Here is a 25640-nt window from a genome sequence, read left to right on the forward strand (position 1 = left end):
CTGAAGCAATCATGGAGAAAGACGTAACAACTGCTCATCGAACCAGCCGACAAAGGCATCGGACGGTACTGCATCGACTGCCAGATACCACCAGTCATCCGCTGCGAAAGCACGACATTTCACCGCATCCTTCTCGGTCATGACCAAGGGCAATGCGGGTGTGAATGTCAGCGCCTGCACACTGTAGAGCGCATGGTCGGCGAACGCATGAGTCACCGGTCGCCAGTGTAGTCCTTCGAGGGTGTTGAAGAAACGTTGAGGGTTGCCGATTCCGGCGACCGCGTGCAGCGCCTGTCCGGCCGGAAAATAGCTGACCGGCTGGCGCTCGCCGCTGCGCAGGTTGATCAGCGCCGACGGCTTGAGCGTAAAGGCGTAGCCGTCATCGCGATCCGCCGTCGCACCGTTGTACAGCAAGGCATCGACACTGCTCAGACGTTCGACCGGTTCGCGCAGAGGGCCGGCCGGCAAACAGCGGCGATTGCCGAGGCCGCGGGCGGCATCGATCAGTACCAGCTCAAGGTCACGGGCCAGGCGGTAATGTTGCAGGCCATCGTCGGAAAGAATCAGGTCCAGCGGCTCGGCAGCGAGCAAAGCCTGTACGGCGCGGCTGCGATCAGGGTCGATCATCAGCGGCACGCCACTGCGCTGCACAATGAGCAACGGCTCGTCACCCGCTTCGCTGGCACTCTGGTCAGGCTGAACGCGCCAGGGCAGGCTTGGCGGTTTGGCGCCGTAGCCGCGACTGACCACGCCGACACGCAGGCCTTTACGCTGACAGTGCTCGATCATCCACAGAATCAGCGGAGTCTTGCCGGTGCCGCCAATCGTGATGTTGCCCACCACGATGACCGGCACCGGCGCCCGATAGATATCGCCCTCGCCAGCCAGAAATTTCGCCCGCTTGCCATCCACGACGCGTCGATAAAGGCTTTCGAGTGGCCGCAGCAGCGTCAGCGCAGGGTGGCCCTTGTACCAGGCATCAAGCAAGCGGTCGGTAAGTGCCATCAGTTAGCCGGTGTGGCCTCGACAGTGGTCATGCGCAGGTGACTGAACCCCAGTTTGCCCGCCGCATCCATCGCGGTGATGACCGATTGATGTGGGGTTTTGCCGTCTGCACTGATCGACAGCGGCAGGCTGGTATCGCCCGCCGACTCGCGTTGCAGCGCGTCGATCAAGGTCGCCAGATCGTTTTTCGGCAAGAGCTGGTTGTTCAGGGAAAAAATGCCGTCTGCATTGATGGCGATGTCCAGATGCTTCGCAGCGGCGTCCACCTCGGGCGTACCGGTGACGGCCTGCGGCAGGTCCACCCGTAATTGGGTTTCACGGGTGAAGGTGGTGGTCACAATGAAGAACAGCAGCAGGATGAACACCACGTCGATCAGCGAGACCAGATTGATGTCGATGTTTTCCCGGGGCCTGCGGCGGCGAAATTTCACTTCTTCTTGCTCCCGCCTGCCCTGGCCAGCGACTTGAGGTCGATTTTGGCGTCGATCAGATCGACATCACGGTCGCCCTGCACCACTTCAACCAGACGAATCGCCTGCTGCTCCATGCCGACCACCAGCTCATCGACACGGCTTTGCAGAAAGCGGTGAAAGAAGATCGCCGGGATCGCGACGATAAGGCCCGATGCGGTACAGATCAGTGCCTTGGAGATACCGCTCGCCAGCACACCGGCATTGGCCGTTGCACCGGTGCTGTTGAACGAACCGAAGATCTCGATCATGCCCAGCACCGTACCGAGCAGACCGAGCAACGGGGCCATCGCGGCGATAGAGCCCAGCGCGCTCAGGTAGCGCTCCAGGTCATGGATGACACGGGCGGCGGCTTCTTCGATGCATTCTTTCATGATCTCGCGACCATGCTTGGAATTGGCCAGGCCAGCGGCAAGGATTTCGCCCAGCGGCGAGTCGGCGCGCAACTGCTTGAGCTTTTCGTTATCGAGTTTCTTTTCCTGAATCCACTGCCACGCCTGACCCAGCAGGTGCGGCGGCGCGATGCGGCTGGCGCGCAGGGTCCACAGGCGTTCGATGATAATGCCGGCAGCGGCGATGGAGCTCAAAATGATCGGCAGCATCATCCAGCCACCCGATTTGACCAGTTCCCACACAGTGATCACTCCCTCGAAAAATTGGCGCCACTCTATCATAGGGGTCGCCAAGTGCCGAACGCCTCGATCGATATCCCTTCACTCAGTCACGCCAGAAACGCCGCTGCGCCCGTTCCGCCCGAGGCTGGCCGAACGCCCCCAGTTGCAGACTGATGGCACCTAGTTCGGCGCTGTCATGGTGGGTAATTCCCAACCATCGGTACCGCGACATGACCAACGGATGCGGATGACCGAAAGCATTGTTCTGCCCACGGGAAATCAGCACGCCCAGCGGCGCAACCGCCTGCAGAAACACTTTGGAGGATGAACTGCGGCTGCCGTGATGCGGAGCCTGCAACCAGTGGGCACGAAGGTCAAAACCGCTGTCCATTGCCGCACGCTCGGCGTGCACATCAATGTCGCCCGTCAGCAGCAGACGCTCACCACCGGCGTCGACGCTCAGCATGCAGGACCCGGCATTACCGTTGGGCGCCTGCTCCCAGCGCCAGGTGGAAAACACCACGCCATCCCATTCCCAGCGCTCGTTGTTCTCACACAGCCGGGCATCGAGTTGCGGGGCGAGCCGGGTCAGTTCCCCGCCCAGCACGCGGTTCACCGGAAATGCCCGATGAACCGCTGCCGCCCCGCCGGCATGATCCGCATCGGCATGGCTGATCAGCATCAGGTCCAAGTGACGAACACCGGACTTGCGCATCGCCGGCACGACCACCCGTTGGCCGATATCGAACTCACCGAAACGCGGCCCTGCATCGTAGAGCAGTGTGTGATTGCGGGTGCGCAGCAGAATCGCCAGCCCCTGCCCCACGTCCAGTTGCAACACCTCGACCTGCCCCATCGGCACAGACTTGAGCGGCGGAAACACGCACAGCAACAACAATGGCCAGCCCAACAGGCGCAGCGGCACACCTTTGGGCAGCAATAAAACAAAGGCCCCGAGCAGACTCAACAGCCATGCCCAGCCAGGCACCGCACTGGGCAGCCAGGCGGGCAAGGCCTCGGCCACCCAACCGAGAAACACGAACAGCCATTGCAGCGCGCCTCCCGCCAGCCAGAGCAGGCCCTCGCCAACAACGGGGACCGGCAGCAGCAACGTGCCGATCAGTGCTGGCGGCAGGACGATCACACTGACCCAAGGCACCGCGAGTAGGTTGGCAAACGGGCCGCTGAGGCTGATCGGCAGGTTCAGCGCCAGCAGAATAGGCAGCAGGCCAAGAGCGATCAGCCACTGCGCGCGAGTCCAGCTCTGCCACCAGCTCCAGGTGCCCAGACGGCCGCTGAAAATCAGTACCAGAATGCCGACCGCTGCAAAAGACAGCCAGAAACCCGGCTGCAACGTCACCAACGGCTCAACGATCAGCACCGCGTTGAAGGAAAGCAAAAACGGCCAGACCACACCCAGATGCCGAAAGCGCAAACGCCACAGCAAGACCATGCCGACCATCACACAGGCGCGCCGCACCGGCACCTCGAAACCGGCCAGCAATCCGTAGCCCAGCGCAGCAATGAACGCCAGCGCACAGGCCGAGGGCAGCCAGGGCAAAGCCCGTGGCCACAGTCCCCAGCGGGCGAGACCTGCGACCAGCGCGTAAATAACGCCAGCAAGCAAGCCGATGTGCTGCCCGGAAATCACCAGCAGGTGCACGGTGCCGGTGTCTTGCAGCACCTGCCAGTCGCCACTCGACAACCCCGAGCCATCGCCCAGCACCAGCGCGGCCAGCCCGCCTTCCCTGCCCTGTGCATCAACCACCAGCAAACGCTGACGAATACCGTCGCGCCAGGCCGCATGCGCGGGCGCCAGCCTTCGACCGTCCACCACCGTACCGGTCGCGCCGATGCGCTGGGCCAGCAGCCAGGCCTGATAATCGAAAGCATCAGGGTTGACCAGCCCACCGGGGCGCTTGAGCTTGACCGCCAGACGCCAGCGCTCGCCGCTGCGCACCTCAGGGCCGCCGTACCACGCCACACGGATCAACGCAGGCAACTTCGCCCGCCGCGACGTGGCGTGCTCCAGCTCGAAACGCACCACGCCCTCGGCAACGCTTGGCAAACCGACCACTTTGCCTTGCAGCCACAGCGTCTGGCCGTCCAGCCGTTGCTGCAAACGGTCGTTCAACGCCCACTGCGCCGAAACGCACGCCCACGTGAAGCCGAGCAGGAACAGCGCCAGTGGATAGGTGCGAAACGGCAGCAGCATCAAGGCCAGTATCGGCATCAGCAACAAGAGCCAGGTCGGCGGCAAAACCGGCAGAAAGCGCAGGGCCACAAGCCCCAACGCGAGCGCGATCATCCCTGAGCGCATGGTGGTTCCTTGAAGCGGAAAGCTTCAAGGATCAGCGCAATCTTGAAATGTCGGAAGCGCTGGTGTGTTGCGGGATTTGAAAACCTGTCATTCAGCGCGCTTCAACAGCGTAAAAACCCGCCCTTGAAAGGAGCTGTCCATTATCCGCACTAAAACTCGGAAATTTCCTGCATTTTTTTCGGTGATGGATTGTTAGCGTGCCGCCCGCCAAAAACAACTGTAGACCGGGACACGTAAATGCCTGCACCAGAACATCGTTTCAGTCTGACTATCGAAGAATCGCCCTACGCATTTCAAGTGCTTGCCTTCGACGGTACGGAAGGCATCAGCAGGCCCTATGCGTTCACGATAGATCTGGTCAGCGAATGCGCTGACCCAGACCTCGAGCAGCTTTTGCACAAACAGGCATTCTTGGCATTCGACGGCATGGAATCAGGCATCCACGGGCAGATCTATCAGGTCAGTCAACGTGACTCGGGCAGACGGCTGACGCATTACAGCGTCACGCTGGCTCCCCATTTTAGCTATCTGGCACACCGCACCAATCAGCGCATTTTTCAGTCCTTGACCGTTCCGCAAATCATCAGCCTGGTGCTCAAGGACCACGGTATTTTCGAAAGCGCGCATCAGTTTCAACTCAATACGTGCTACTTGCCTCGTGAGTATTGCGTGCAGTACCAGGAAACCGATCTGCATTTCATACAGCGCCTGTGCGAAGAGGAAGGCATGCACTTCCATTTCCAGCACAGCCGCAAAAGCCATGTTCTGGTATTCGGCGATAACCAGAGCATATTCCGTAAGCTGGCACGGGCCACCGCCTACCATCAAGACAGCGGGATGGCTGCTGACGAGCCCGTTGTCCGCAGCTTCGGCACGCGCCTGGAAACCCGCACCAGTCATACCGCCAGGCGCGATTACAACTTCGAGAACGCCGGATGGCAGCCGCAAGCCGACTACCATCCTGACAAGGACAAGGTCCAACCAGACCTTGAGGACTACACCTATCCGGGTAGTTTTCACACCCGCGACCGAGGCCAACTGTTGAGCCAGCACGCTCTGGAGCGCCACCGTTGTGACTATCAAAAGGCAGAGGGGAAAAGCGACCAGCCCGCGCTGGTCAGCGGGCATTTTCTGCAGCTCAGCGATCATCCTCGAAAAGAATGGAACACGCTCTGGCTACTGACACGCGTGCATCATCAGGGCAAACAACCGCAGGTTCTGGAAGAAGCGCTCGTTGGCAATATCCTTGATAGAGAGAACTTCACTCAGGGCTACAGGAACAGTTTCGTTGCAACGCCCTGGAACGTATTTTTCAGGCCCGCTCTCAAGCACCGCAAGCCTCGCATCTTCGGCAGTCAGACAGCCCGTGTCACCGGCCCTGAATCGGAGCAGGTTCACTGCGATAGCCATGGCCGAATCAAGGTTCAGTTCCACTGGGACCGTGAGAGCACGTTTAACGCACGAAGCAGCACCTGGCTGAGAGTTGCGTCCCAATGGGCCGGGAACATGCACGGCAGCGTCACCATTCCGCGCGTAGGCATGGAAGTGCTGGTGACCTTTATCGATGGAGACCCGGATCAGCCGGTGGTCAGCGGTTGCCTGCCCAACAGCCTGAATCCAGCACCCTACGAACTCCCGGCCCATCAAACCCGCAGTGTCTTTCGCAGCCGCAGCACGCCTGGCGGCGGCGGTTTCAACGAACTCTATCTGGAGGACCGTAGCGAGCAAGAGCTTATCTATGTGCGCGCACAACGTGACATGGAACAGAAAATCAACCATGACAGCCGTATCGAAGTGGGCAATGACCGGCTGGAAACCGTCAAGGGCAATAGCATCAGCGTTGTAGAAACAGAGGAACGGCGCACCGTAGGGGCAGACCGCAAAGTCCGGGTAAAAGCAGATGATTATCTGCACGTGGACAACAACAGTTACTGGCATGCCGGACAGATTCTGGTCGCCGAAGCAGGACAGCAGGTTCATATCAAGGCTGGCACCAACCTGATTCTGGATGCAGGTGCGAGCCTTACCCTCAAGGCAGGTGGTCAGCACATCGTCATAGGCGCTGGCGGTATTTTCAGCAGCAGTCCTATCAATCCGGGGGGCGTTCCTTTCATCGGGGCACGTTCTGTATCAGGGCTGCCGACGCCTGTAGCGGCGCTACTGAGCGCCTCTCTTGCCTCACAGAAACAGGCATTTCAGGATGCAGCAGCAAAAGCGGCTCCAGTGTGTGCTATTTGCCTGAAGTTGAAGGGAGAACAACCATGAGCCGCGTTTATCTGTTACTGGATGCAGCCCTGATCAACGATCTCGCCCAGCGCCTTCTGCACATGAAAGAGTTCGCCCGGTGCCAACCGCTCTATGTGAACACCGCCTACGAAACGCTTGCAGACTGCGGCCCCATGCTGGTTGAGGTCACGTCAAACATACCGTTGCAGGAAATGTTCAAGCAGCAATGGCGGGATGATTCGGGCATCTGGCTGGAATCTGCGGCCAAAGAATCCGAGCTCATCGAGCATTTGCGCAGCCTGGTGCATGTGCAACTGGACAGTGGTGTGACCGTGCTTTTTCGTTATTACGATCCGCGCATTACACGACTGTGGCTGGCAAGTCTGGAAAACCATGAGCTTGATTCGATGCTGGGCCCCATCGACTTGATCAGACTCCCCCTGAGAGATGGTAGTGATCTGTCGATCTGTCGGCACGGGCCAGAACAACGCGCTGCACGCTATTCAGATAAGCCCTGGCTTACCCTTGGCAGCAGACAGCTCGACACCCTGTGCCAGGCTCAGCAAGAGCGGTTCGACCGGCACCTGCTTGATCACTGCCAACGTTTCTTTCCTGAAACACTTGAGGGGCTTGGCCCCGACGAAAGACATCAATGGGCAAAAGCCTGCCGAAAAAGCGCGGCACGTCATGGCTACAGCACCGACAGTCAGGTCACCCGCTGGGTCGCGCTTTTCGCTTGCCTGGGTGCGAACTTTCCTCACGGCGACACTCATGCGCCTTATCAGGTCATTCTCGAAAAGCGGTTTATGTCGCCCGAAGAGCGCCTGGACGAGCTGCTTGCTGAACTGCCCCGCCAACTCATCCGCAACATGGAGTCTGCCGTATGAGTAACCGGGAAAGCCACACAGCGATCATCCGTCTGGCTGACGCCGACCGCGCAGCCAGCACAAGACCTCACGACGATATCAACAGCCCGGTGGCAAGCTGTCCTGCCAGCCAGGCAAAGGTGTTTGTGGTGCCTGTGCGTTATGCACTTGCGGAGCAAGCAGCCACTCATTCCGCTTTTCAGCCCGGCGTAACGCCGCAAAGCCACGCGATGGCTGCTCGGCAACTGCGAAGCGGTTTTCTCTATGTATGGCAACGGCATGGACCGCTGCAACGCTTTGCCGTATCAGCACAGGGCATGCTGGAGCCTCAGGCACTGGCTGACAATGCTACGGCGATTGAAAGCGGCTCGCTGTCGGGTCTGGCCCTCGACAAGCTTCATGAAACTGCTCTATACCGAGCAGCCGCTTGACGTAAAGCACTGCGCGCGCCTGAGCGAGCGGGAGGTCCGCCAACAACACATGCGCTCCATCGACCTGCGCGAGGTGGCCGACGCTCTTCATGCCCCGCACTGCCCACCGCTTTCAGCAGCCGAGCAGGTTATTGCCGAACTGATACCGGACACCTTTGCCTGGGCGGTAACAATCGATCAACGGCGCAACGGCGAGCTCAACAGAGAAAAAACCGAGAAACTGGCCGAGGTCATGAGACGCGACCCGTCCTCCGCCAACATCAACGCCTACGTCAAGATGACACGCGATAATAAAGAGCGTGAGAGCATGACCAGGCACTATCCCGACGCCCGGGAAGATGACGTGGCGCCTGGTGCCTGGAGCACCCAGCCCTGGGAAGCCCTGCGCACGCAGGCCTGGCTGGAAAATACCCGCAAACAGGCGCAGGGCTTATGGTCGGTATTCGCGTGCCTGGACGATGATCTGGGCGTACTGCGCGATATCAATCATGAGCAGGAGCAAGTGGAAATCGCTCACGCCAGATGGCAGGAGGATCACAACCTGCATCTGGGCATTGGCGGCTTCATTCGCACCCTGGTCACCGAGGAGCCCGGCGAGGTAGCAAGCCTGCTGAAGTATCGCTACCGCGAGCGGGATATTCAGATCACGACAGCGCAGGGTCAACTGTTGCTGGACGCCAGCCAGCGTGTAGACGAACTCAATAAAGAGGCGGTCCGGGTCAGTCGCGGCAGAGGACGTCAGTACAGCCGCGAGCAGGCCGACAGGCTTATCGAAGCGCTGCGGATCAAACGCCAGGAAGCCGTGGAGCCGGTCAAAGCGTTCATTCCCGCCGACCTGAGTGACGAGGTGGAAAGCGTGGTGCGCGAGTACCGGAAGGAAAAGGTCAGCAACCTGGAAAACCATCACGTCAGTGCCAAGGTCGGCGAGTACATCGACCTGCCGTTGATGAACGCCTGGCTGGACCAGACCGCGCCAGACCACTACCAGCGCGTGGAAGCCCGCCACACGACACTTTATGCGGATCGCAGTCAGTTTCTGAAACGGCATCAGAGCGGTACATGGTTCGTGGATTACACCAACCCCGCGCACCGTTTGTGGCTGGATGAACTGGCCATGGCCTGCCTGAGCGCGCAATGTGTGCGCAGCCTGGGTGCCGAGCAATACGCCGAGTATGTGCGCAGCGCAAATTCCGGCGCACTACGCCAACTGTTCTTTGCCTGGAGCCCGACGCTTGAAGGCGCGCTCAATAGCGAAACGCGACTGGGCGAGCTACTCGCCGCGCTGAGCCTGGAGAACCAGGACAACGCACGTCAGGCCATGGCCAAAGTACTGGAGCATCTGGCCGAACCGATTCTCTCCGACATGAGCAACATGGCTCGCGATGCCACAGGTGTCTGGAGCACGCTGGTCAAACGTCTTGGCGCTGCCTTGTTGCTGCTCAAAAGTGAACATACCGACCGCCTCAGCGGGGCCTGGACCACCATCCTCATGGCCGCCCGGCTGGGCAATGAAGTAGGCACCCGAGTCATAAACGAAGGCGGGACCCGCCTGCTCCAGGCCTTCGGCCCCGGCATCAATGACTTCGTGCACTGGGTAAAAAGCACCGCCCACGCAATCTCCATCGGCCAGGTCGCAAGAATCGTCAACTCACCCGCCGTACAAAACAGCGGCGGCCTGGCCCCAATGGTCGTGCTGCTGCTCAATACCCTGAATACCCACAACTACCTGAATCAGGCCGGTGCGCTTGAAAAGATGGACGAGCAGAGGATCAACGATACGGCTTCTGCGGCGCTGTATTGGGGGGCGGCATTGGTTGCGGTGCTGGACAGTCAGGTGCGCAAGGGGATGGGGATAGAAGTTCTGGGCAGGGGCAGTGCGATGACACCGACGATTACTCTGTTTGGGGGGGTTATTGGGGGACTTTCACTGGCAGGAGCCACAACAGAATTTCTGTCTCTCGGACAGCAGCTGGAGAACGCGCATGGTTCCTCTGACCCTTGGCTAGAAATAAGGCAGCAGGTAGTCGGTGGACAAGTAGCTGCCTATGGCGCACAAGCCATCGTCGGAATCGCCTACACATCCCGCGCACTTCTCGGCATCATCTCCTTAGACGTAGCCATTGCGGGCTATATGCTATGGATGGGGCCGATAGTCTGGATAATTGCCCTACTGGGCGTTCTGTACCTGATCGCTTGGTATCTTCAGCAAACCCCGTTACAAAACTTCTTGAGTAATTGCTGTTGGTCCAGGCAACGTGCGCATGACCAGTCACCCATCAGTCAGAAGCGCCAGATGGAAGAGCTGGATCGCCTCTATCTTATTCTCTACGCACCCCGCATCAGTTTCACGGCAGAGGAAGAAGCTCTCCCGGCGGACAACCGCGACGGAATAACCTACCAAGGCTACATCAAGACCCTGACCATCGATCTGCCCGGTGCGACACCCAACAACATCCGGCTGGACCTGTCGATGATCGGCGACCCGATGGATTATCAGCTCTGGCTGGAAACACGTGGCGCGCCTGGCCTGACCGAACGTCCTCACACCGTGCGCAACATGGGCGCTCACTGGCTGAGAAACAGCACTTGCGAGTGGATTCCCGTAGCACAAGGCCAAGGGCTGCGTCTTACCGGTGTTTTCAAGCGTGTCGATCGCGAACTCGGCTCGTTGCCACGCAGCGTGTCGTTGCGCGTGCGCTACGGGACACCGTTCACCGCGCTATACGGTGTTCAGGGCTTCATCGGCGGCGCGCAAGGTCTGGCCTTTACCGTAACGCCCGAAAATGGCGTTATTGCCCTGCGCAATGATCCCACTCCGAAACTGGACGGTGCTCAGGTATACAAACTGGGCGAACAGCAGTGCTCTGTATTCCTGCAACCCGGGATCAGACGGTGAGCAGCCATCCCGCTGGCACCCGCCAGAAGAAACTGTTTTCACAAAACGACTATCTGGCACCACTGCCACTGCCCACCGGCCAGCAACCCGTCGACTCACTCAACATCATCTGGCGCAAAAACGAGGTTTATATCGACATTGGCTGCTACAGCGTGGGGTCGGCAGTGATGGTGATATGGCCGATGATGATTTTTTATCTGACCCTGGCTTACAGCTTTAGAAATCTAATACCACAACTCAGCATATTTATGCTGATCGCCGGAGCAGTCATCACCGGCATCCCCACCCTGATGCTCGTTCACGGCCTACTCCGCCCAACACCCCCACCCGTCCGCTTCAATCGTCAGCGCCGCGAAGTCTGTGTGCCTCGTGACAACGGTGAATACTGGATCGTCCCGTGGGAGTCAGTCACAGCGGCTGCCACCCAGTGCTCCAGCATCGGTCAGGCGGGTCGCGTCACAACGGGGCTGCTTTTCATCGGATTTGAAAATCCTGACCCCGAAGCATCAGAAGACAACAAGCACTTCAGCATGGGTTTCAATTGCGGTGGGGGCGAAACTGCAATGGCACTTTGGGAGTGTATGCGTAGTTACATGGAAATCGGGCCGGTGGCGGTGCCTGAAAGCCGCGTCGGCGCGATGCCCTATGAAAAAACGCAAATAGGATCAATCTTCACCAGTCTGCGCAAAGGTGATGTGTTCGATGTGCTGCACGGCTTATTCTTCATCACGATTCTGGGCACTTATCTAGCGGAAAAGCTGCAAAATCTGAAGCTCTCGCCCCCACCCGATCTGGAATACCCAGACATCATTGAATGGTCAAAATCTTTACCACCCGAACAGTGGGCAACGCCCTCACCTGAGCTACTGGCCGCTCTGGCACAACAGGCGGCGACATCATGAGCAGCCATCCCGCTGGCACCCGCCAGAAGAAACTGTTTTCACAGAACGACTACCTGGCACCGCTGCCGCTGCCTACCGGCCAGCAACCCGTCGACTCACTCAACATCATCTGGCGCAAAAACGAGGTTTATCTCGACATCGGCTGCTACAGCGTGGGGTCGGCAGTGATGGTGATATGGCCGATGATGATCATGTTTATCAGTTTGGCCTACGGCTTGAACGATATCGACTTGCTTTGGCTGGGGGGAATTATCACCGGCATCCCCACCCTGATGCTCGTCCAAGGCCTGCTTCGCCCTACTCCCCCACCCGTCCGCTTCAATCGTCAGCGCCGCGAAGCCTGTGTACCTCGTGACAACGGTGAATACTGGATCGTCCCGTGGGAGTCAGTCACAGCGGCTGCCACCCAGTGCTCCAGCATCGGTCAGGCGGGTCGCGTCACAACGGGGCGGCTTTTCATCGGATTTGAAAATCCTGACCCCGAAGCATCAGAAGACAACAAGCACTTCAGCATGGGTTTCAATTGCGGTGGGGGCGAAACTGCAATGGCACTTTGGGAGTGTATGCGTAGTTACATGGAAATCGGGCCAGATGCCGTGTCCGACAGGACATCCAGATTCCACCGCCCAAAAGGCATATGGGCGACCTACGTTGATGATGTTTTCGAGGCTGCAAGGCGAAAAGGCTGGTTTCTGGCTCTGCTATGGGAGGGCTTTTTCGGATTGTTCATTTTCAACACGCTGCTGATCGATGTGCTGGAACGCTGGAAGCTCTCACCCCCACCCGACCTTGAACACCCAGACATCGTCGAATGGTCAAAACCTTTACTACCCGAACAGTGGGCAACCCGCTCTGCGGAGCTGGAAGCTGCCTTGGCCCGCCATGAAGAAAGCCAATCCATAAACGAGTGACCCGCCACACAAGCGGGTCATCGTCACCCGATGTTACTGACGCATACCACGCCCGCTCACCAGCAGCCGTGCGCAGCCGAAGTACAGGACGAAGGTCGCGACGATCATGAACGCCAGGGCGATGCTGATCTTGATGTCGGAGACACCCAGAATGCCGTAGCGGAAGGCGTTGACCATGTGCAGGACCGGGTTGGCCAGTGACACGGTCTGCCAGAATGGCGGCAGCAGGTTGATCGAGTAGAACACGCCGCCCAGGTAGGTCAACGGGGTCAGCACGAACGTCGGGATAATCGAGATATCGTCGAAGTTACGCGCAAACACTGCGTTGATGAAACCCAGCAACGAGAAGATCGTCGCCGTCAGCACGACCACAATTATGGTCACGCCCAGGTGGTGCACTTGCAGGTCGGTAAAGAACATCGACAGCATGGTGACGATGAAGCCCACCATCAGACCGCGCAACACGCCGCCCAGCGTATACCCGATCAGGATGGTGTGCGGGGAGACCGGCGACACCATCAGTTCTTCGATGGAGTGCTGAAACTTGGCGCCGAAGAAGCTCGAGACCACGTTGCCATAGGAGTTGGTGATCACCGACATCATGATCAGCCCCGGCACGATGTACTGCATGTAGGTAAAGCCACCCATGTCGCCGATCTGACGGCCGATCAGGTTACCGAAGATCACGAAGTACAGAACCATGGTGATCGCAGGCGGCAGCAGGGTCTGCGGCCAGATCCGCATGAAACGATGGACTTCGCGATACACGATGGTCTTCAGGGCAATCAGGTTGGGGCGCAACTCGCCGCTCTGCACGGTCATAGCGCCACCTTCGCAAGGTTTTTTTCCACCAGGGACACGAACAATTCCTCAAGGCGATTGGATTTATTGCGCAGGCTCAACACTTCGATGTTCTGAAAGGCCAATTGGCTGAACAACGCGGTGATACCGACGTTCTTGTCGACCTGAACTTCCAGGGTGTGGCTGTCCAGCAAGCGGCTGGGGAAGCCAGGCAGTTGCGGCGCGGTTTGCCACGAGGCTTTGAGGTCCAGCACGAAGGTTTCGACGGTCAGGGTGCTGAGCAATTGCTTCATGCCGGTGTTCTGCACGATCACCCCGTGGTCAATGATGCCGATGTTACGGCACAGCTGTTCAGCCTCTTCCAGATAGTGCGTGGTGAGGATGATGGTGATGCCTTTTTTGTTCAGTTCGGTTAGAAACGTCCACATCGAACGGCGCAGCTCGATATCCACGCCCGCGGTGGGCTCATCGAGAATCAGCAGGCGCGGTTCGTGAATCAGCGCGCGGGCAATCATCAGGCGTCGTTTCATGCCGCCGGACAGCGAGCGCGAAGGCACGTCACGTTTGTCCCACAGGCCAAGTTGCGTCAGGTATTGCTCGGCGCGTTCCTTGGCGATTTTCGCCGGGATGCCGTAGTAACCGGCCTGAGTCACAACGATGTCGAAAGTCTTTTCGAACTGATTGAAGTTGAATTCCTGCGGCACCACGCCGATGCAGCGCTTGAGCGCAGCGGGTTCGCGGTCCAGGTCGTGGCCGAAGATGTTCACCGTGCCGCTGGTCTTGTTGACCAGTGTCGAGATGATGCCGATGGTCGTGGATTTGCCTGCGCCGTTAGGGCCGAGCAAAGCGAAGAAATCACCTTCAGCAACGTCCAGATCAATGCCACTCAGGGCCTGGAAACCGTTGCCGTAGGTTTTGGTGAGCTGCCGAATGGACAGAGCAGAAGACATATCGGAGAAAGTACCCGTCAGAAAAGGAAATGATCTGGCCGCGAGCAGCCAACTGTCGTGAAGATCCAGCCGGCATGGTGCGCGGCTGGGTCATTCAAGTACAGACACATCTGTTAATAGTAAATATCAGGCGCCGGACATACGCCCGGCCAGTCCTTGAAAAGCAGTCAGGTCAACGGGCTCATGACGGCCTTGCGATAAGCCGGGCGCGTCTTGAGGCGTTCGTACCAGGCTTGGAGGTGAGGCAGCGGCGGACGTTCAATCGGCATTTCAAACCAGCCGTAGGCGAAGCACGCCAAGGGAATGTCGCCCATGCCGAAGGTCTCACCGGACAGATAAGGCTGGCGAGACAAGGCATCATCGGCAACCAGCAGCAGGCCGTGCAGCGTTTTGATGCCTTGCTCGATGGTCGGCCAGTCCTGCTTTTCAGGCGGCGTGCGCACCACGCCCCAGAACACCGGGCTGAACGGAGCGGCGATGGTCGAGGTGGTCCAGTCCATCCACCGGTCGGCAGAAGCGCGGGCCTGAACATCAGCGGGAAACAGGTCAGAATCAGGGGCATGGCGGGCGGCCAGGTAACGCACGATCGCGTTGGACTCCCAGAGTACGAAATCGCCGTCCTCGATCATGGGAATACGGCCGTTGGGGTTTTTCGAGCGGTAGGCGGCTTCGTCGACCAGCCCGAACGCGCCACCGGCATCCTGCGTCTCGTACGGCACGCCTACTTCTTCGGCAATCCAGAGTGCCTTGCGCACATTGCTGGAATTTTTCCGTCCCCAGATCTTGAGCATTGCGTTCCCCTCGCAGTCACTGAAAATTAATCGCCCGCCAGTCTACCCCTATACTGCACCCCATACAGCGGCAACTTCCTCGTCAACCGAGGGTCACTATCGATGTCGTCTCATCACTGCCTGGCGACCAGTTCTTGACCGCTGCCAAGGCCGCAGTCATCACGGAGGAATACTTATGCTGTTGTTGTGGATTGTAGTGCTGGTCGTCGGCATTGCCTGGCTGGCTCATCGACGTACCGCCCCGCTTCCGGCGCTAGGCGTGGTTGCCGTCTATCTGCTGGCCATGGGCATTTTCAGTCACGCGCCAGGATGGCTGCTGACTGTGTTCTGGGTGCTGTGGCTGGCAGTGTGCGTGCCCCTGGTGCTGCCAGACCTGCGCCGCAAGCATTTCACGGCACCCATGTTCAGCTGGTTTCAGAAAGTGTTGCCGCCCATGTCGGAAACCGAGCGCGATGCCATTGATGCCGGTACAGTCTGGTGGGACGGCGAGCTGTTCAGCGGTCGTCCGGACTGGGACAAGCTCCTGGCCTACCCGAAAGTCCAACTGACGGAGGAAGAACAGGCCTTTATCGACGGCCCGACCGAAGAACTCTGCGCGATGGTCAGCGACTGGGAGATCGGTCAGGCGATGGACCTGCCGCCCGAAGCCTGGGCGCACATGAAAACGCACGGTTTCTTTGCGCTGATCATTCCAAAGGAGTTCGGCGGCAAGGGTTTCTCGGCTTACGCTCACTCCCAGGTGGCCATGAAACTGGCCACCCGCAGCGGCGACCTGGCCTCCACCGTGATGGTGCCCAATTCCCTCGGCCCGGCTGAGCTGCTGCTGCATTACGGCACCGATGAACAACGCAACCATTACCTGCCGCGTCTGGCGCGTGGCGAAGACATCCCTTGTTTCGCGCTGACCGGCCCGCTGGCAGGGTCCGATGCCGGCGCGATGCCCGACACCGGAATCATCTGCAAAGGCCAGTGGCAAGGTGAGGAAGTCATCGGTTTGCGCCTGACCTGGGAAAAGCGCTACATCACCCTTGGCCCGGTAGCCACCCTGCTGGGGCTGGCATTCAAGGCGTACGACCCGGAACACCTGCTGGGAGAGGAAGAGGACCTGGGCATCAGCCTGGCACTGATCCCCACCGAAACACCGGGTGTGGAGATCGGCCGCCGTCACCTGCCGCTGGGCGCGGCGTTCATGAACGGCCCCAACTCTGGCAAAGACGTGTTCGTGCCCCTGAGCTATCTGATCGGCGGCCAGCCGATGCTCGGCAAGGGCTGGATGATGCTGATGAACTGCCTCTCGGTAGGCCGTTCGATCTCGCTGCCGGCAGTCGGCACCGGCGCTGCCAAGTACACCAGCCTGGTGACTGGCCAGTACGCGAAGGTGCGCGAGCAGTTCAATGTGCCACTGTCGGCCTTCGAAGGCATTCAGGAAGCACTGGCGCGTATAGGCGGCAATGCCTGGCTGATGGACAGCGCACGCATGCTGACCGCCAATGCGGTCGATCTGGGCGAGAAGCCGTCGGTCCTGTCGGCCATCCTCAAGTACCACCTGACCGAACGTGGCCGCGAATGCATCGGCCACGCGATGGACGTGCATGGCGGCAAGGGCATCATCATGGGCCCGAACAACTACCTGGGCCGCAACTGGCAAGGTGCACCGATTTTCATCACGGTTGAAGGCGCCAATATCCTTTCACGCAACCTGATGATATTCGGCCAGGGCGCCATTCGTTGCCACCCGTTCGTGCTCAAGGAAATGGCCCTGGCCGGACGCGAAGACAAGCAGCAAGCGCTGGTTGAGTTCGACACCCTGCTGCTCAAACACATCGGCTTTGCGGTAAGCAACGCCGCCAGCACCTTGATTCTCAACCTGGGCTTTGGCCATTTCGAACGAGCGCCGGGCAACGCCCTGAGCCAGGGTTACTTCCGCGCACTGAACCGTCAGGCCGCAGCGTTCGCCATGCTGGCGGACTTGAGCATGATGCTGCTGGGTGGCGAGCTGAAGCGCCGCGAACGCCTGTCGGCGCGGCTGGGTGATGTACTCAGCCACATGTACCTGGCCTCGGCAGCGCTCAAGCGTTATCACGATCTCGGCTCGCCGGATCACATGAGCCCGCTGTTTCGCTGGGCCATGGAAGAAAGCCTGGGGCACTCTGAACGCGCCATGGACGAAATCCTCGGCAACTTCCCCAACCCCTTGCTGGGCGGGCTGTTGCGCGCAGTGGTATTTCCGTTCGGCCGTCGTCACAAAGGCCCTTCGGACAAGCTGGATGCCGAAGTCGCACAGGTGCTGGGGCGCGCCAAGGGTGACCCGACGCTGGAAGAGTTGCTGGCAGGCTGCTATCGCCCGCAATCGGCAGAGGATCCGGTGGGTGCACTGCAACATGCCATTGACCTGCTGAGCGCTGCTTATCCGTTGCACAAGAAGCTGCAAGTGGCGCTCAAGAGCGGCCAGGTCAAACCGACCGCAGGCGAGCACGCCATCGACGCTGCATTGCGCATCGGTGTGTTGCAGGCAGACGAGGCACAGACACTGCACACAGCCGAAGCGGCCCGTCGCAAAGTGATCGATGTCGATGATTTCGACAAGGAAGAACTGACCCTGGCAGCGGGCAAAATCCGCTAACCATCAGGTCGCACCACACAGCAGGCGCGTAGAGCTTTATACTCTCGCGCCTGTTTTGCATTTGAGGATTACCCCGATGGCCGACGCCACTCTCGATCACCAACTTGGCCTGCTGGCACACCTGCGCAGCATCCTGGTCGCGCTGGGCGAGGCCGAGCAGGTTCCGGAAGAAAGCCATGCGCTGTTCATGGAGCGCTTCGACGAACTGGTCGAGCAACTGCCGCTGGCCCCTATCGAAAGCCAGTACCTGGGCCAGGACATTCTGTGCCAGGTGATTCAGCGCTACCCGCAAATCGCGCATCTGGTGCCTCGCGACCTGCTGTGGTTTTTCGCCGGTGACTGCCTGCACTTCATGCCCGATGATGAAATCGAACTGTATCAGGCCCTGGAAGAGCGCCGTTACGAAGCTGAACAGAACGACGAGCCGTTTGACTGGAATCAGGAAAAACAGCTGTTGTCCATGTCGGCGCAGGGCAGCACGCACTGATCATCCGCAGCATTTAAACCTGTCCCGGAGGCTGTTTCGGGGCAGGCTTATTCTGATTGATAACCAGGCATCACTCGGCAATACATCGATAAATACGATCATTCCCTCCCGGGATTTGAATCTGTTTATCAACCAGACCCGCATACCATGACACTCATTATCACGATCATCTGATAAGGAGTGTTCTGTTTACATGACTCAATTTCGTAAAGTGCTGTCCATTCAGGCGGGCCAACCTGCCTCAGACGGTGCAGGGGTGAAACTGACGCGCGTTTTCGGCGGCCGGGGCATCGAGCTGTTCGATCCGTTCCTGATGCTCGACGAGTTCGGATCGGACAAGCCCGGCGACTATATCGCAGGCTTTCCGCCCCATCCGCATCGCGGCTTCGAGACCGTGACCTACATGCTTGAAGGGCGTATGCGCCATGAAGACCACATGGGCAATGTCGGCCTGCTGCAGGGTGGCGGTGTGCAGTGGATGACCGCAGCACGCGGAATCATTCACAGCGAAATGCCCGAACAGGAAGAAGGCACCATGCGTGGCTTTCAGCTATGGCTGAACCTGCCGGGCAAGAACAAGCTGAACGAAGCCAGTTATCAGGACATCCAGCCGGAAAACGTCCCTCGACTGACCACCGAAGGCGGTGTGCAGGTGGTAGTGATCGCCGGGCATTTCGACGATGGCACGGTTCGACAGGCCGGGGCTGTGCAGCGCCCGGACACCGAGCCGCTGTACCTGGACTTTCATATGCCTGCCGGCAGTCGCATCAGCCCGCAGGTGCCCGAAGGACACCTCGCGTTGCTGTATGTGTACGAAGGCAGTATCGAGATCGAGGGCAGCCCGCAAGCCGTGGCTACTCGCCAGATGGCGCGCCTGTCTGGCGAAGGTCAATTGCAGATCAGCAGCACCCACGGTGCGCGAGTGCTGTTGATTGCAGGCAAACCTCTGCGCGAGCCCATCGTGCAATACGGGCCGTTCGTGATGAATACCCGTGAAGAGATCGAACAGGCGCTGCGTGACTTCCGGGAAGATCGTCTGACGGCCTGACTGAGTCCAGCCGTCAACATTATCGGCTGCCTTCAACGGCCCTTTCATGAGCAAGCGAAAGGGCCGGTCAGACGATACCTTCATAACCCCTTTAAACCAGCCTCAGACCAGCACCGGGTTCTGCTTGTCAGGGTTGATTTTGTAGCGTTCGATGGCTTGCGCCACGACCTTGCGTTCAACCTTGCCGTCATCGGCCAGCGCCTTTAGCGCCGCCACCGCGACGAAGTAACGGTCTACCTCGAAGAAGTGACGCAGCGACTCACGCGTATCAGACTGGCCAAAGCCATCGGTACCCAGTGCCACAAAGCGGCGCAGGGGCACGAACGGGCGAATCTGATCGGCGAATATCTTCATGTAATCCGTTGCCACGACAACCGGCCCTTCCCTGTCTGCCAGGCAGCTTTCCACGTAGCTCAGACGCGGCTCCTGCTCGGGATTAAGCAGGTTCCAGCGCTCCACATCCTGGCCTTCACGACGCAGCTCGGTAAGGCTGGTGACGCTCCAGATTTCGCTGCTCACGCCAAAATCATCCTCCAGCAAGCGGGCGGCGGCGATGACCTCCAGCAGGATCGACCCGCAGCCCATCAGTTGCACGTGCTTGCCGGTGTTGATCGATGCACTGGCCTGCAAAGGGTACATGCCTTTGAGAATGCCGGGCTCGGCACCTTCGGGCAGATCAGGGTGCGGGTAGTTTTCGTTGAGCAACGTGATGTAGTAATAAATGTCTTCGTTTTCGGCAAACATGCGGCGCATGCCGTCCTGAATGATCACCGCGAGCTCAAACGCAAACGTCGGGTCGTACGACACGCAGCAGGGTATCGTCGATGACATCACATGGCTGTGGCCGTCGTCATGTTGCAGGCCCTCGCCCATCAGTGTGGTCCGGCCTGACGTGGCCCCCAGCAGAAACCCCCGCGCCCGGGCATCACCCGCCGCCCAGGCAAGATCACCCACGCGCTGGAAGCCGAACATCGAATAGAAAATATAGAACGGCACGGTCATCACGCCGTGGTTGGCATAGGACGTACTGGCCGCGATCCATGAGGAAATGGCACCGGACTCGTTGAGCCCTTCCTGCATGATCTGCCCGTCTGTGCTTTCCTTGTAGTAGCTCAGTTGCCCCGCGTCCTGTGGCGTGTACAACTGACCGACGTGGGAATGAATACCGATCTGGCGGAACAGGTTCTCCATGCCAAAGGTGCGGGACTCGTCCGGCACGATGGGCACGATCAGTTTGCCGATGTTCGGGTCCTTGAGCAGCGTCGACAGGATGCGCACAAAGGCCATGGTCGTCGATATACCGCGATCGCCGGTGTTCTTGAGCTGGGTATCCAGCGCCGAGAGCGGCGGGACCTGCAAGGTGGCGGCATCACTGAAACGCGCCGGAATGTACCCGCCCAGTTGCGCGCGACGGGCCTTGAGGTATAGCGCCTCGGTACTGCCCTCGGCAGGCTTGAGGTAAGGCATGTCGCCCAATTGATCGTCTGTGATGTCCAGCGCGAAACGGTCACGGAAAGCCTTGATCGCATCAGCGCCCAGTTTCTTCAACTGATGGTTGATGTTCTGCCCTTCACCCGCCTCACCCATGCCGAAGCCTTTGACTGTCTTGGCCAGGATCACGGTCGGTCCGCCCTGGTGGCGCATGGCGGCTGCGTAAGCGTTGTAGACTTTTTCCGGGTCGTGACCGCCGCGCGAGAGCTTCCAGATGTCGTCATCGCTCAGGTCGCTGACCAGTTCCAGCAACTCCGGGTATTTGCCGAAGAAATGCTCGCGCACGTAAGCGCCATTCTGGGATTTGTAGTTCTGGTACTCACCGTCCACGCATTCCATCATGCGCTGACGCAACAAACCGCTCTTGTCTTTCTCCAGCAGCGCATCCCAGCCGCCGCCCCAGATGACCTTGATGACGTTCCAGCCAGCGGCGCGGTAGAGGCTTTCGAACTCCTGAATGACCTTGCTGTTACCGCGCACCGGCCCGTCGAGACGTTGCAGGTTGCAGTTGACGACGAAGATGATGTTGTCGAGCTTTTCGCGTCCGGCCAGTGCAATGGCTGCCTGAGACTCGGGCTGGTCCATTTCGCCATCGCCAAGGAATGCCCAGACCTTGCGGCCCTGATGCTCCTTGAGCCCGCGGTTTTCCAGATAGCGCATGAAGCGCGCATGATACGCCGCCGTAATCGGCCCCAGGCCCATCGAAACCGTGGGAAATTGCCAGAAGTCCGGCATCAGACGCGGATGCGGATAGGACGAAATACCGTCGCGGTCGGTTTCGCGACGGAAGTTATCCAGTTGCTCTTCGCTCAGGCGACCTTCCAGATAAGCCCTGCCGTAGATGCCTGGCGAGGAATGGCCTTGGATGTAAACCAGATCACCGGCGAACTGCTCGGTACGCCCGCGAAAGAAGTGATCGAAACCAACATCGTAAAGCACTGCCGCAGACGCATAGGAAGCAATGTGGCCACCGACACCGGAATGCTTGCCGGCACGCAGCACCATGGCCAGCGCGTTCCAGCGGATGAAGGCATTGATGCGCTTTTCAACCTGCAGATCGCCCGGATAAGGCTGCTGGCGGTCGAGGGGAATGGTATTGACGTAGGGCGTCGTGACCCGACCATAGAAATCGCCGTGTTGGGCGACATCGAAGTCCAGCAACTGATCGATCAGGTAGTGCGCGCGCGGACGCCCTTCACTGTTGAGTACCGACTCGATCGATTCGAGCCATTCGCGGGTTTCTTGCGGATCCTCGTCAAGAAACCGGGGTTGCTGTGCCATCGTCGTCTCCTACTTTGATGCGGCAGTGAACGCCAGACAGGCGTCTGCCTTGAAAAATCTGATTGCAATTGCAATCACATGCCGGAATTTAGCCCGCGTTCGGTTACTATTGCAACCCTCTAGAACTTCAGATCCAGGTGATTCATGTCGTCAGCCGAACCGGATACGTGGTTCAGATTCGTCAAGGCGCACCGCTGTCTGATCCGCGAAATCGAACGACGTCTGGCCGCAGCCGAACTGCCACCCTACGCGTGGTACGACGCGCTCTGGGGCGTGGAAAGCGGCCCTCAGGGCATGCGGCGCATGCATGAACTGGCCGATGTCATGGCCATCGAACGCTACAACCTGACCCGCCTTGTCGACCGCCTCGAAAGCGAAGGGCTGGTGGAACGCCGCCGCTCCGACAGTGACGGTCGAGGCGCTGTCGCAGCGATTACCGAGAAGGGCCGAACGCTGCGCAAACAGATGTGGCAGATCTACCAGACGGCAGTGGCCGAGCTGTTTCTGGCGCAATTCGACGGCCAGCAACGCCAGGTGTTTGCCGACGCACTGGAGCGTGCTGCGCTGGCAGCCCGGCAAAGCGGCGCCAAGGGCTGACATCAGGCAAGCCGATAACGTTGCAGGGCCTGCTCAAAAGGCTCGTAACCCAGCTGCCCGCCCTCGGCGAGAGCGGTGAGCGCCTGAACCACGATCCACTCCGGGCTGAGTGCAGCCAAGCCGTGCAACGCAGAAGAATCAGCGCCCACACCCATGAAACGGCCGGGCATATACTCACGCAACTGCTCCACGACGGCCTGCGGATAACCGGTGACCGCCACGACAGCGTCTTGCCTTTCACCCAGGCAATCACGCAAGTGCCAGGACCGTCGGGCCTGCCCCGGATGAAAACGGTTCCAGCGTCTGGCCGATCCGGCTTCGCGCGCCAGCCGGGTATAGCTTGGGCAACTCCAGACTTCGCAATCGACAGCCCAGTGCTCCCTGAGCAAACCTGCCGCCTGGCGCACCGAGCGCAGCGCCAGCCCCGCCCCCAACAGACGCACACGCGTGCCGGCATCACCGGAAACGGCATCGCCAAGCCGATACATGCCCTGCACCGCCGCCGCCACCTGGGCCTCGTTCAGCGCGCTGACCGCGTCACTGGATTCGTCATGCAGCGCCATGTAGTAGAAACCGCTGTGGCCTTCGACGTAGAGGCTGCGCAGCGCATGCAGCGTGATCGCCCGCGCCTCGGAGGCATCAGCAGGGTCATAAGGCTGGCATTTGCGATTCGACAGCAACCACAGCGGCAACCAGGGATGAGCACCCTTGGGCCAGCGAGAAGGCAGCGTCTCGATGTCATTGCAGAAAATTCCACGCTCGGACGATTCCGACGTAAAAGCGCTCAACTGAGCCGAAGTTTCGCTGCTGATCATGTAGATCAGTGGCAGTTCGATTGCACCGGCCTGAGCGGCAAACTTCAAAGGCCAGGCGCTGGAAAGCATGCCCTCCTGCTCACTAGACATGTGCCTGCTGGCGCACACCACCGATACACGACGTGAAGTGGACGGGTCTCTGGTCAGGCGCTCGACGATGTCGGCCATCGCGAACAGCGGCGAACAGCACCCCTGCAACCCAAGCCCTGCCACTGTCTGAACCTTTTCCATGCAAGCCAGCGCTGCCGCCCGGGTCTGCGTTGCCAACGGATGGCCATTTGCGGCGTTCATCATGACTCCTTGCTGTCGGACAAGTACCTTGCAGCTTAATGAGACGGGAAATATGATTGCAATCGCAATCAAAAACCTTATGCACACATGATTGCCCCACAAGGCTCAGCGCTCGAAAACGCACCTGTTCACTTGCCAATGCCTGATGAATGAGATTTCTTACACCTAACTCCTTGTTCAATAACAAAAAACACACGTGGTTCAGGTTTTCATGTACTACTAAAAATACAAATGAGGATAATGAGTGCGGCCAAACCGAGAAAAAACAAAACAATAAACAAGGTATTACATGGAGGTTCGTACCGTGAAAAACCAACTTGACTGTCCACCGTTAAAGATCAACGGCGCCCCTGCTCCGCTTCGCCAACTCATCGAAGACTTTGAAAACGACCTGCATCATATTGGCGACTTTACGTATGCCTATTTCACCACGCCCAAGGCCCGTAAAGCCAAGCCCATCATCCTTTCCAATTATCCCGACTCATGGTTGAAATCTTATATTGCGTCCAACTACCACCTGATCGACCCGATCATCAAACATGCCTGGCACAGCATTACACCCTTCTTCTGGAGGGAAGCCAGAAACGCTGTTCAGTGCGTCGAAACCGATGATTTCCTGAAACGATCGGCTAAATATCAATTGTCCTCGGGGGCCACTTTCACCCTGCACGATGCCAGTGGGCTTTTTGCCGCTCTGAGCCTGTGCAATGCCAAGCAGCAGCATGACTTCGACCAGCGCATCCGTGACAAGGCCGCTGATATTCAGATGAGCCTCATTCGCTTCCACGATCGCCTGATCAAGACCAGAGCGCCCCATGAACTCTTTCCGCCCACCGCGAATTGCAAGTTGTCCAGCCGCGAAACAGACATCCTGAAATGGGTGGCAATGGGCAAGGCGTATAGCGAAATCGCCGAGATCTTTTCCATATCGGAACGCACGGTAAAATTTCACATGTCCAACGTCTCAAGCAAACTCGAGGTCCGCACTGCAAAGCAGGCCGTTTACAAGGCCATCAAGATGGGCATGGTCTGAGACGCAGGCCCGTTGCGCGCAACCCGATGGACCGAGCGCTATCGGCCAGCGCAGCAGGTCATCCGTAACACGCTGCCTGAGGGCAATGTTATCGAGCAAGCGACGGTGGTTATCAGCCGTCACGGGCATTTCCAGCAATAGCACTGTTTCGCCAGGCGTTGCTTCTCCGGTCGCCAGAACCCTGTAGACCCATCCGGCTTTGCGCACAATTCGCGCCATCGCCTTGCTGACCACCGTGATGACTGAATCCAGGCCAGACGACGCCACGTGGTTGTGCAGGGCGAACAGCAGCATCCCGGTCAGCGATGCATGCGCAATACCCAGCGAACGAGCGCGAATCGTGTCGACAAAGAAACGACTGGACTCAACAACGCGAACATTCCTGGGTGGCTGATAATCAAAAAAGCTGCGAAAAGGGCCTTCAAGCATATAGCTGTCGCAGGTGTTGATCAGCCGTAATCCGGCCAGTGGAATGCCGTTCCAGCTACCGACCAGGTACGTCGCATCGGCATTGTCGTACTCATCGAACTCGAATGTATCACTGACACGAACATTCCATTCAAGCCGGTCTGAAAAAATATTCTTGCGCATGGAATACAGCGACTCCAGCAACTCAACGGGCATATGACTGTAACTGGCCGCCTGAAACTCAAACCCGCTCGACATAACGCCCTCCACCCTGTGCAACATGTAGAAAGAATCACGTATTTAACGCTTAAAATCTACTGTACCTAGGAACAGGTAAACCGTTCGAAACAATAACAACTGCGTGCGTGCACCTAGGTACAGTG

At 58.9% G+C, this 25640-nt stretch carries 21 protein-coding genes; 11 read left to right on the forward strand and 10 right to left on the reverse strand.

Going from position 1 to position 25640, the window contains the following annotated elements; translation table 11 throughout:
- Positions 1-9 precede the first annotated feature (9 nt).
- The 4 genes from lpxK to QRN38_RS00660 form a co-directional block, all read right to left on the reverse strand.
- A complete protein-coding gene (lpxK, locus tag QRN38_RS00645) occupies positions 10-1005 on the reverse strand; it encodes a tetraacyldisaccharide 4'-kinase (protein WP_005770644.1) in 996 nt (331 codons plus the stop codon).
- On the reverse strand, positions 1005-1436 hold the full coding sequence (gene pocB, locus QRN38_RS00650; RefSeq protein ID WP_003381117.1) for a flagellar polar localization protein PocB: 432 nt from the start codon (positions 1434-1436) through the stop codon (positions 1005-1007). Before pocB ends, lpxK begins: the two co-directional genes overlap by 1 nt.
- Positions 1433-2110, reverse strand: coding sequence for a flagellar polar localization protein PocA (pocA, locus tag QRN38_RS00655; protein WP_003381119.1), 678 nt, complete (start codon positions 2108-2110; stop codon positions 1433-1435). The genes pocB and pocA overlap by 4 nt, the downstream gene beginning before the upstream one ends.
- An 82-nt stretch (positions 2111-2192) precedes the next feature.
- On the reverse strand, positions 2193-4409 hold the full coding sequence (locus QRN38_RS00660) for a DNA internalization-related competence protein ComEC/Rec2 (protein ID WP_057417603.1): 2217 nt from the start codon (positions 4407-4409) through the stop codon (positions 2193-2195).
- Positions 4410-4646: 237 nt separating this feature from the next.
- Here QRN38_RS00660 and QRN38_RS00665 point away from each other — a divergent pair, with 237 nt between their 5' ends.
- From QRN38_RS00665 to QRN38_RS00690, 6 genes are read left to right on the forward strand one after another with little or no spacing between them, the layout of a single operon-like run.
- The gene (locus QRN38_RS00665) at positions 4647-6674 is read left to right on the forward strand and encodes a type VI secretion system Vgr family protein (protein WP_057417604.1); all 2028 of its coding nucleotides are present in this window, start codon (positions 4647-4649) and stop codon (positions 6672-6674) included.
- Positions 6671-7522, forward strand: a complete 852-nt coding sequence (locus QRN38_RS00670) for a DUF4123 domain-containing protein (protein ID WP_011104750.1) — start codon at positions 6671-6673, stop codon at positions 7520-7522. Before QRN38_RS00665 ends, QRN38_RS00670 begins: the two co-directional genes overlap by 4 nt.
- Positions 7519-7932: a toxin VasX gene (locus tag QRN38_RS00675; protein ID WP_233594514.1), complete on the forward strand. Its 414-nt coding sequence runs from the start codon at positions 7519-7521 to the stop codon at positions 7930-7932. Before QRN38_RS00670 ends, QRN38_RS00675 begins: the two co-directional genes overlap by 4 nt.
- Positions 7901-10828, forward strand: a complete 2928-nt coding sequence (locus QRN38_RS00680) for a hypothetical protein (protein ID WP_233594513.1) — start codon at positions 7901-7903, stop codon at positions 10826-10828. Before QRN38_RS00675 ends, QRN38_RS00680 begins: the two co-directional genes overlap by 32 nt.
- Complete coding sequence (locus QRN38_RS00685; protein WP_057417605.1) at positions 10825-11730, forward strand: DUF6708 domain-containing protein; 906 nt, start codon at positions 10825-10827, stop codon at positions 11728-11730. Before QRN38_RS00680 ends, QRN38_RS00685 begins: the two co-directional genes overlap by 4 nt.
- Entirely contained in the window at positions 11727-12641 is a 915-nt protein-coding gene (locus QRN38_RS00690; RefSeq protein ID WP_057417606.1) for a hypothetical protein, read from the forward strand. Before QRN38_RS00685 ends, QRN38_RS00690 begins: the two co-directional genes overlap by 4 nt.
- Positions 12642-12674: 33 nt before the next feature.
- Here the strand turns inward: QRN38_RS00690 and QRN38_RS00695 are convergent, their stop codons facing one another.
- The 3 genes from QRN38_RS00695 to QRN38_RS00705 form a co-directional block, all read right to left on the reverse strand.
- Positions 12675-13463: an ABC transporter permease gene (locus QRN38_RS00695; protein WP_005619739.1), complete on the reverse strand. Its 789-nt coding sequence runs from the start codon at positions 13461-13463 to the stop codon at positions 12675-12677.
- On the reverse strand, positions 13460-14392 hold the full coding sequence (locus QRN38_RS00700) for an ABC transporter ATP-binding protein (protein WP_005619741.1): 933 nt from the start codon (positions 14390-14392) through the stop codon (positions 13460-13462). The genes QRN38_RS00695 and QRN38_RS00700 overlap by 4 nt, the downstream gene beginning before the upstream one ends.
- A 167-nt stretch (positions 14393-14559) precedes the next feature.
- On the reverse strand, positions 14560-15183 hold the full coding sequence (locus QRN38_RS00705; RefSeq protein WP_057417607.1) for a glutathione S-transferase: 624 nt from the start codon (positions 15181-15183) through the stop codon (positions 14560-14562).
- Between the two features lie 175 nt (positions 15184-15358).
- On the opposite strand from QRN38_RS00705, the gene QRN38_RS00710 reads away from it, so the two are divergent.
- The 3 genes from QRN38_RS00710 (at position 15359) to QRN38_RS00720 (ending at position 19341) form a co-directional block, all read left to right on the forward strand.
- Positions 15359-17806, forward strand: a complete 2448-nt coding sequence (locus QRN38_RS00710) for an acyl-CoA dehydrogenase (protein ID WP_057417608.1) — start codon at positions 15359-15361, stop codon at positions 17804-17806.
- 76 nt (positions 17807-17882) lie between these two features.
- Complete coding sequence (locus QRN38_RS00715) at positions 17883-18293, forward strand: PA2817 family protein (protein WP_005770653.1); 411 nt, start codon at positions 17883-17885, stop codon at positions 18291-18293.
- Positions 18294-18486: 193 nt separating this feature from the next.
- Positions 18487-19341, forward strand: coding sequence for a pirin family protein (locus QRN38_RS00720; protein ID WP_005770654.1), 855 nt, complete (start codon positions 18487-18489; stop codon positions 19339-19341).
- A 102-nt stretch (positions 19342-19443) separates the two neighbouring features.
- Here QRN38_RS00720 and aceE read toward each other — a convergent pair whose 3' ends face one another.
- Positions 19444-22113, reverse strand: coding sequence for a pyruvate dehydrogenase (acetyl-transferring), homodimeric type (aceE, locus tag QRN38_RS00725; protein ID WP_054089991.1), 2670 nt, complete (start codon positions 22111-22113; stop codon positions 19444-19446).
- A 144-nt stretch (positions 22114-22257) separates the two neighbouring features.
- Between aceE and QRN38_RS00730 the strand changes: the two genes are divergently transcribed.
- Complete coding sequence (locus tag QRN38_RS00730; protein ID WP_005770656.1) at positions 22258-22710, forward strand: MarR family winged helix-turn-helix transcriptional regulator; 453 nt, start codon at positions 22258-22260, stop codon at positions 22708-22710.
- A gap of 2 nt (positions 22711-22712) precedes the next feature.
- Here the strand turns inward: QRN38_RS00730 and QRN38_RS00735 are convergent, their stop codons facing one another.
- A complete protein-coding gene (locus QRN38_RS00735; RefSeq protein ID WP_005770657.1) occupies positions 22713-23816 on the reverse strand; it encodes a transketolase-like TK C-terminal-containing protein in 1104 nt (367 codons plus the stop codon).
- Between the two features lie 289 nt (positions 23817-24105).
- Here QRN38_RS00735 and QRN38_RS00740 point away from each other — a divergent pair, with 289 nt between their 5' ends.
- Positions 24106-24849, forward strand: a complete 744-nt coding sequence (locus tag QRN38_RS00740) for a helix-turn-helix transcriptional regulator (RefSeq protein ID WP_024668318.1) — start codon at positions 24106-24108, stop codon at positions 24847-24849.
- On the opposite strand, the gene QRN38_RS00745 is transcribed toward QRN38_RS00740, so the two are convergent.
- Entirely contained in the window at positions 24781-25515 is a 735-nt protein-coding gene (locus QRN38_RS00745; RefSeq protein ID WP_024668317.1) for an acyl-homoserine-lactone synthase, read from the reverse strand. The genes QRN38_RS00740 and QRN38_RS00745 overlap by 69 nt on opposite strands.
- Positions 25516-25640 lie beyond the last annotated feature (125 nt).

The organism is Pseudomonas sp. CFBP2511 (assembly GCF_030209255.1).
GTDB classification, from domain to species: domain Bacteria; phylum Pseudomonadota; class Gammaproteobacteria; order Pseudomonadales; family Pseudomonadaceae; genus Aquipseudomonas; species Aquipseudomonas avellanae.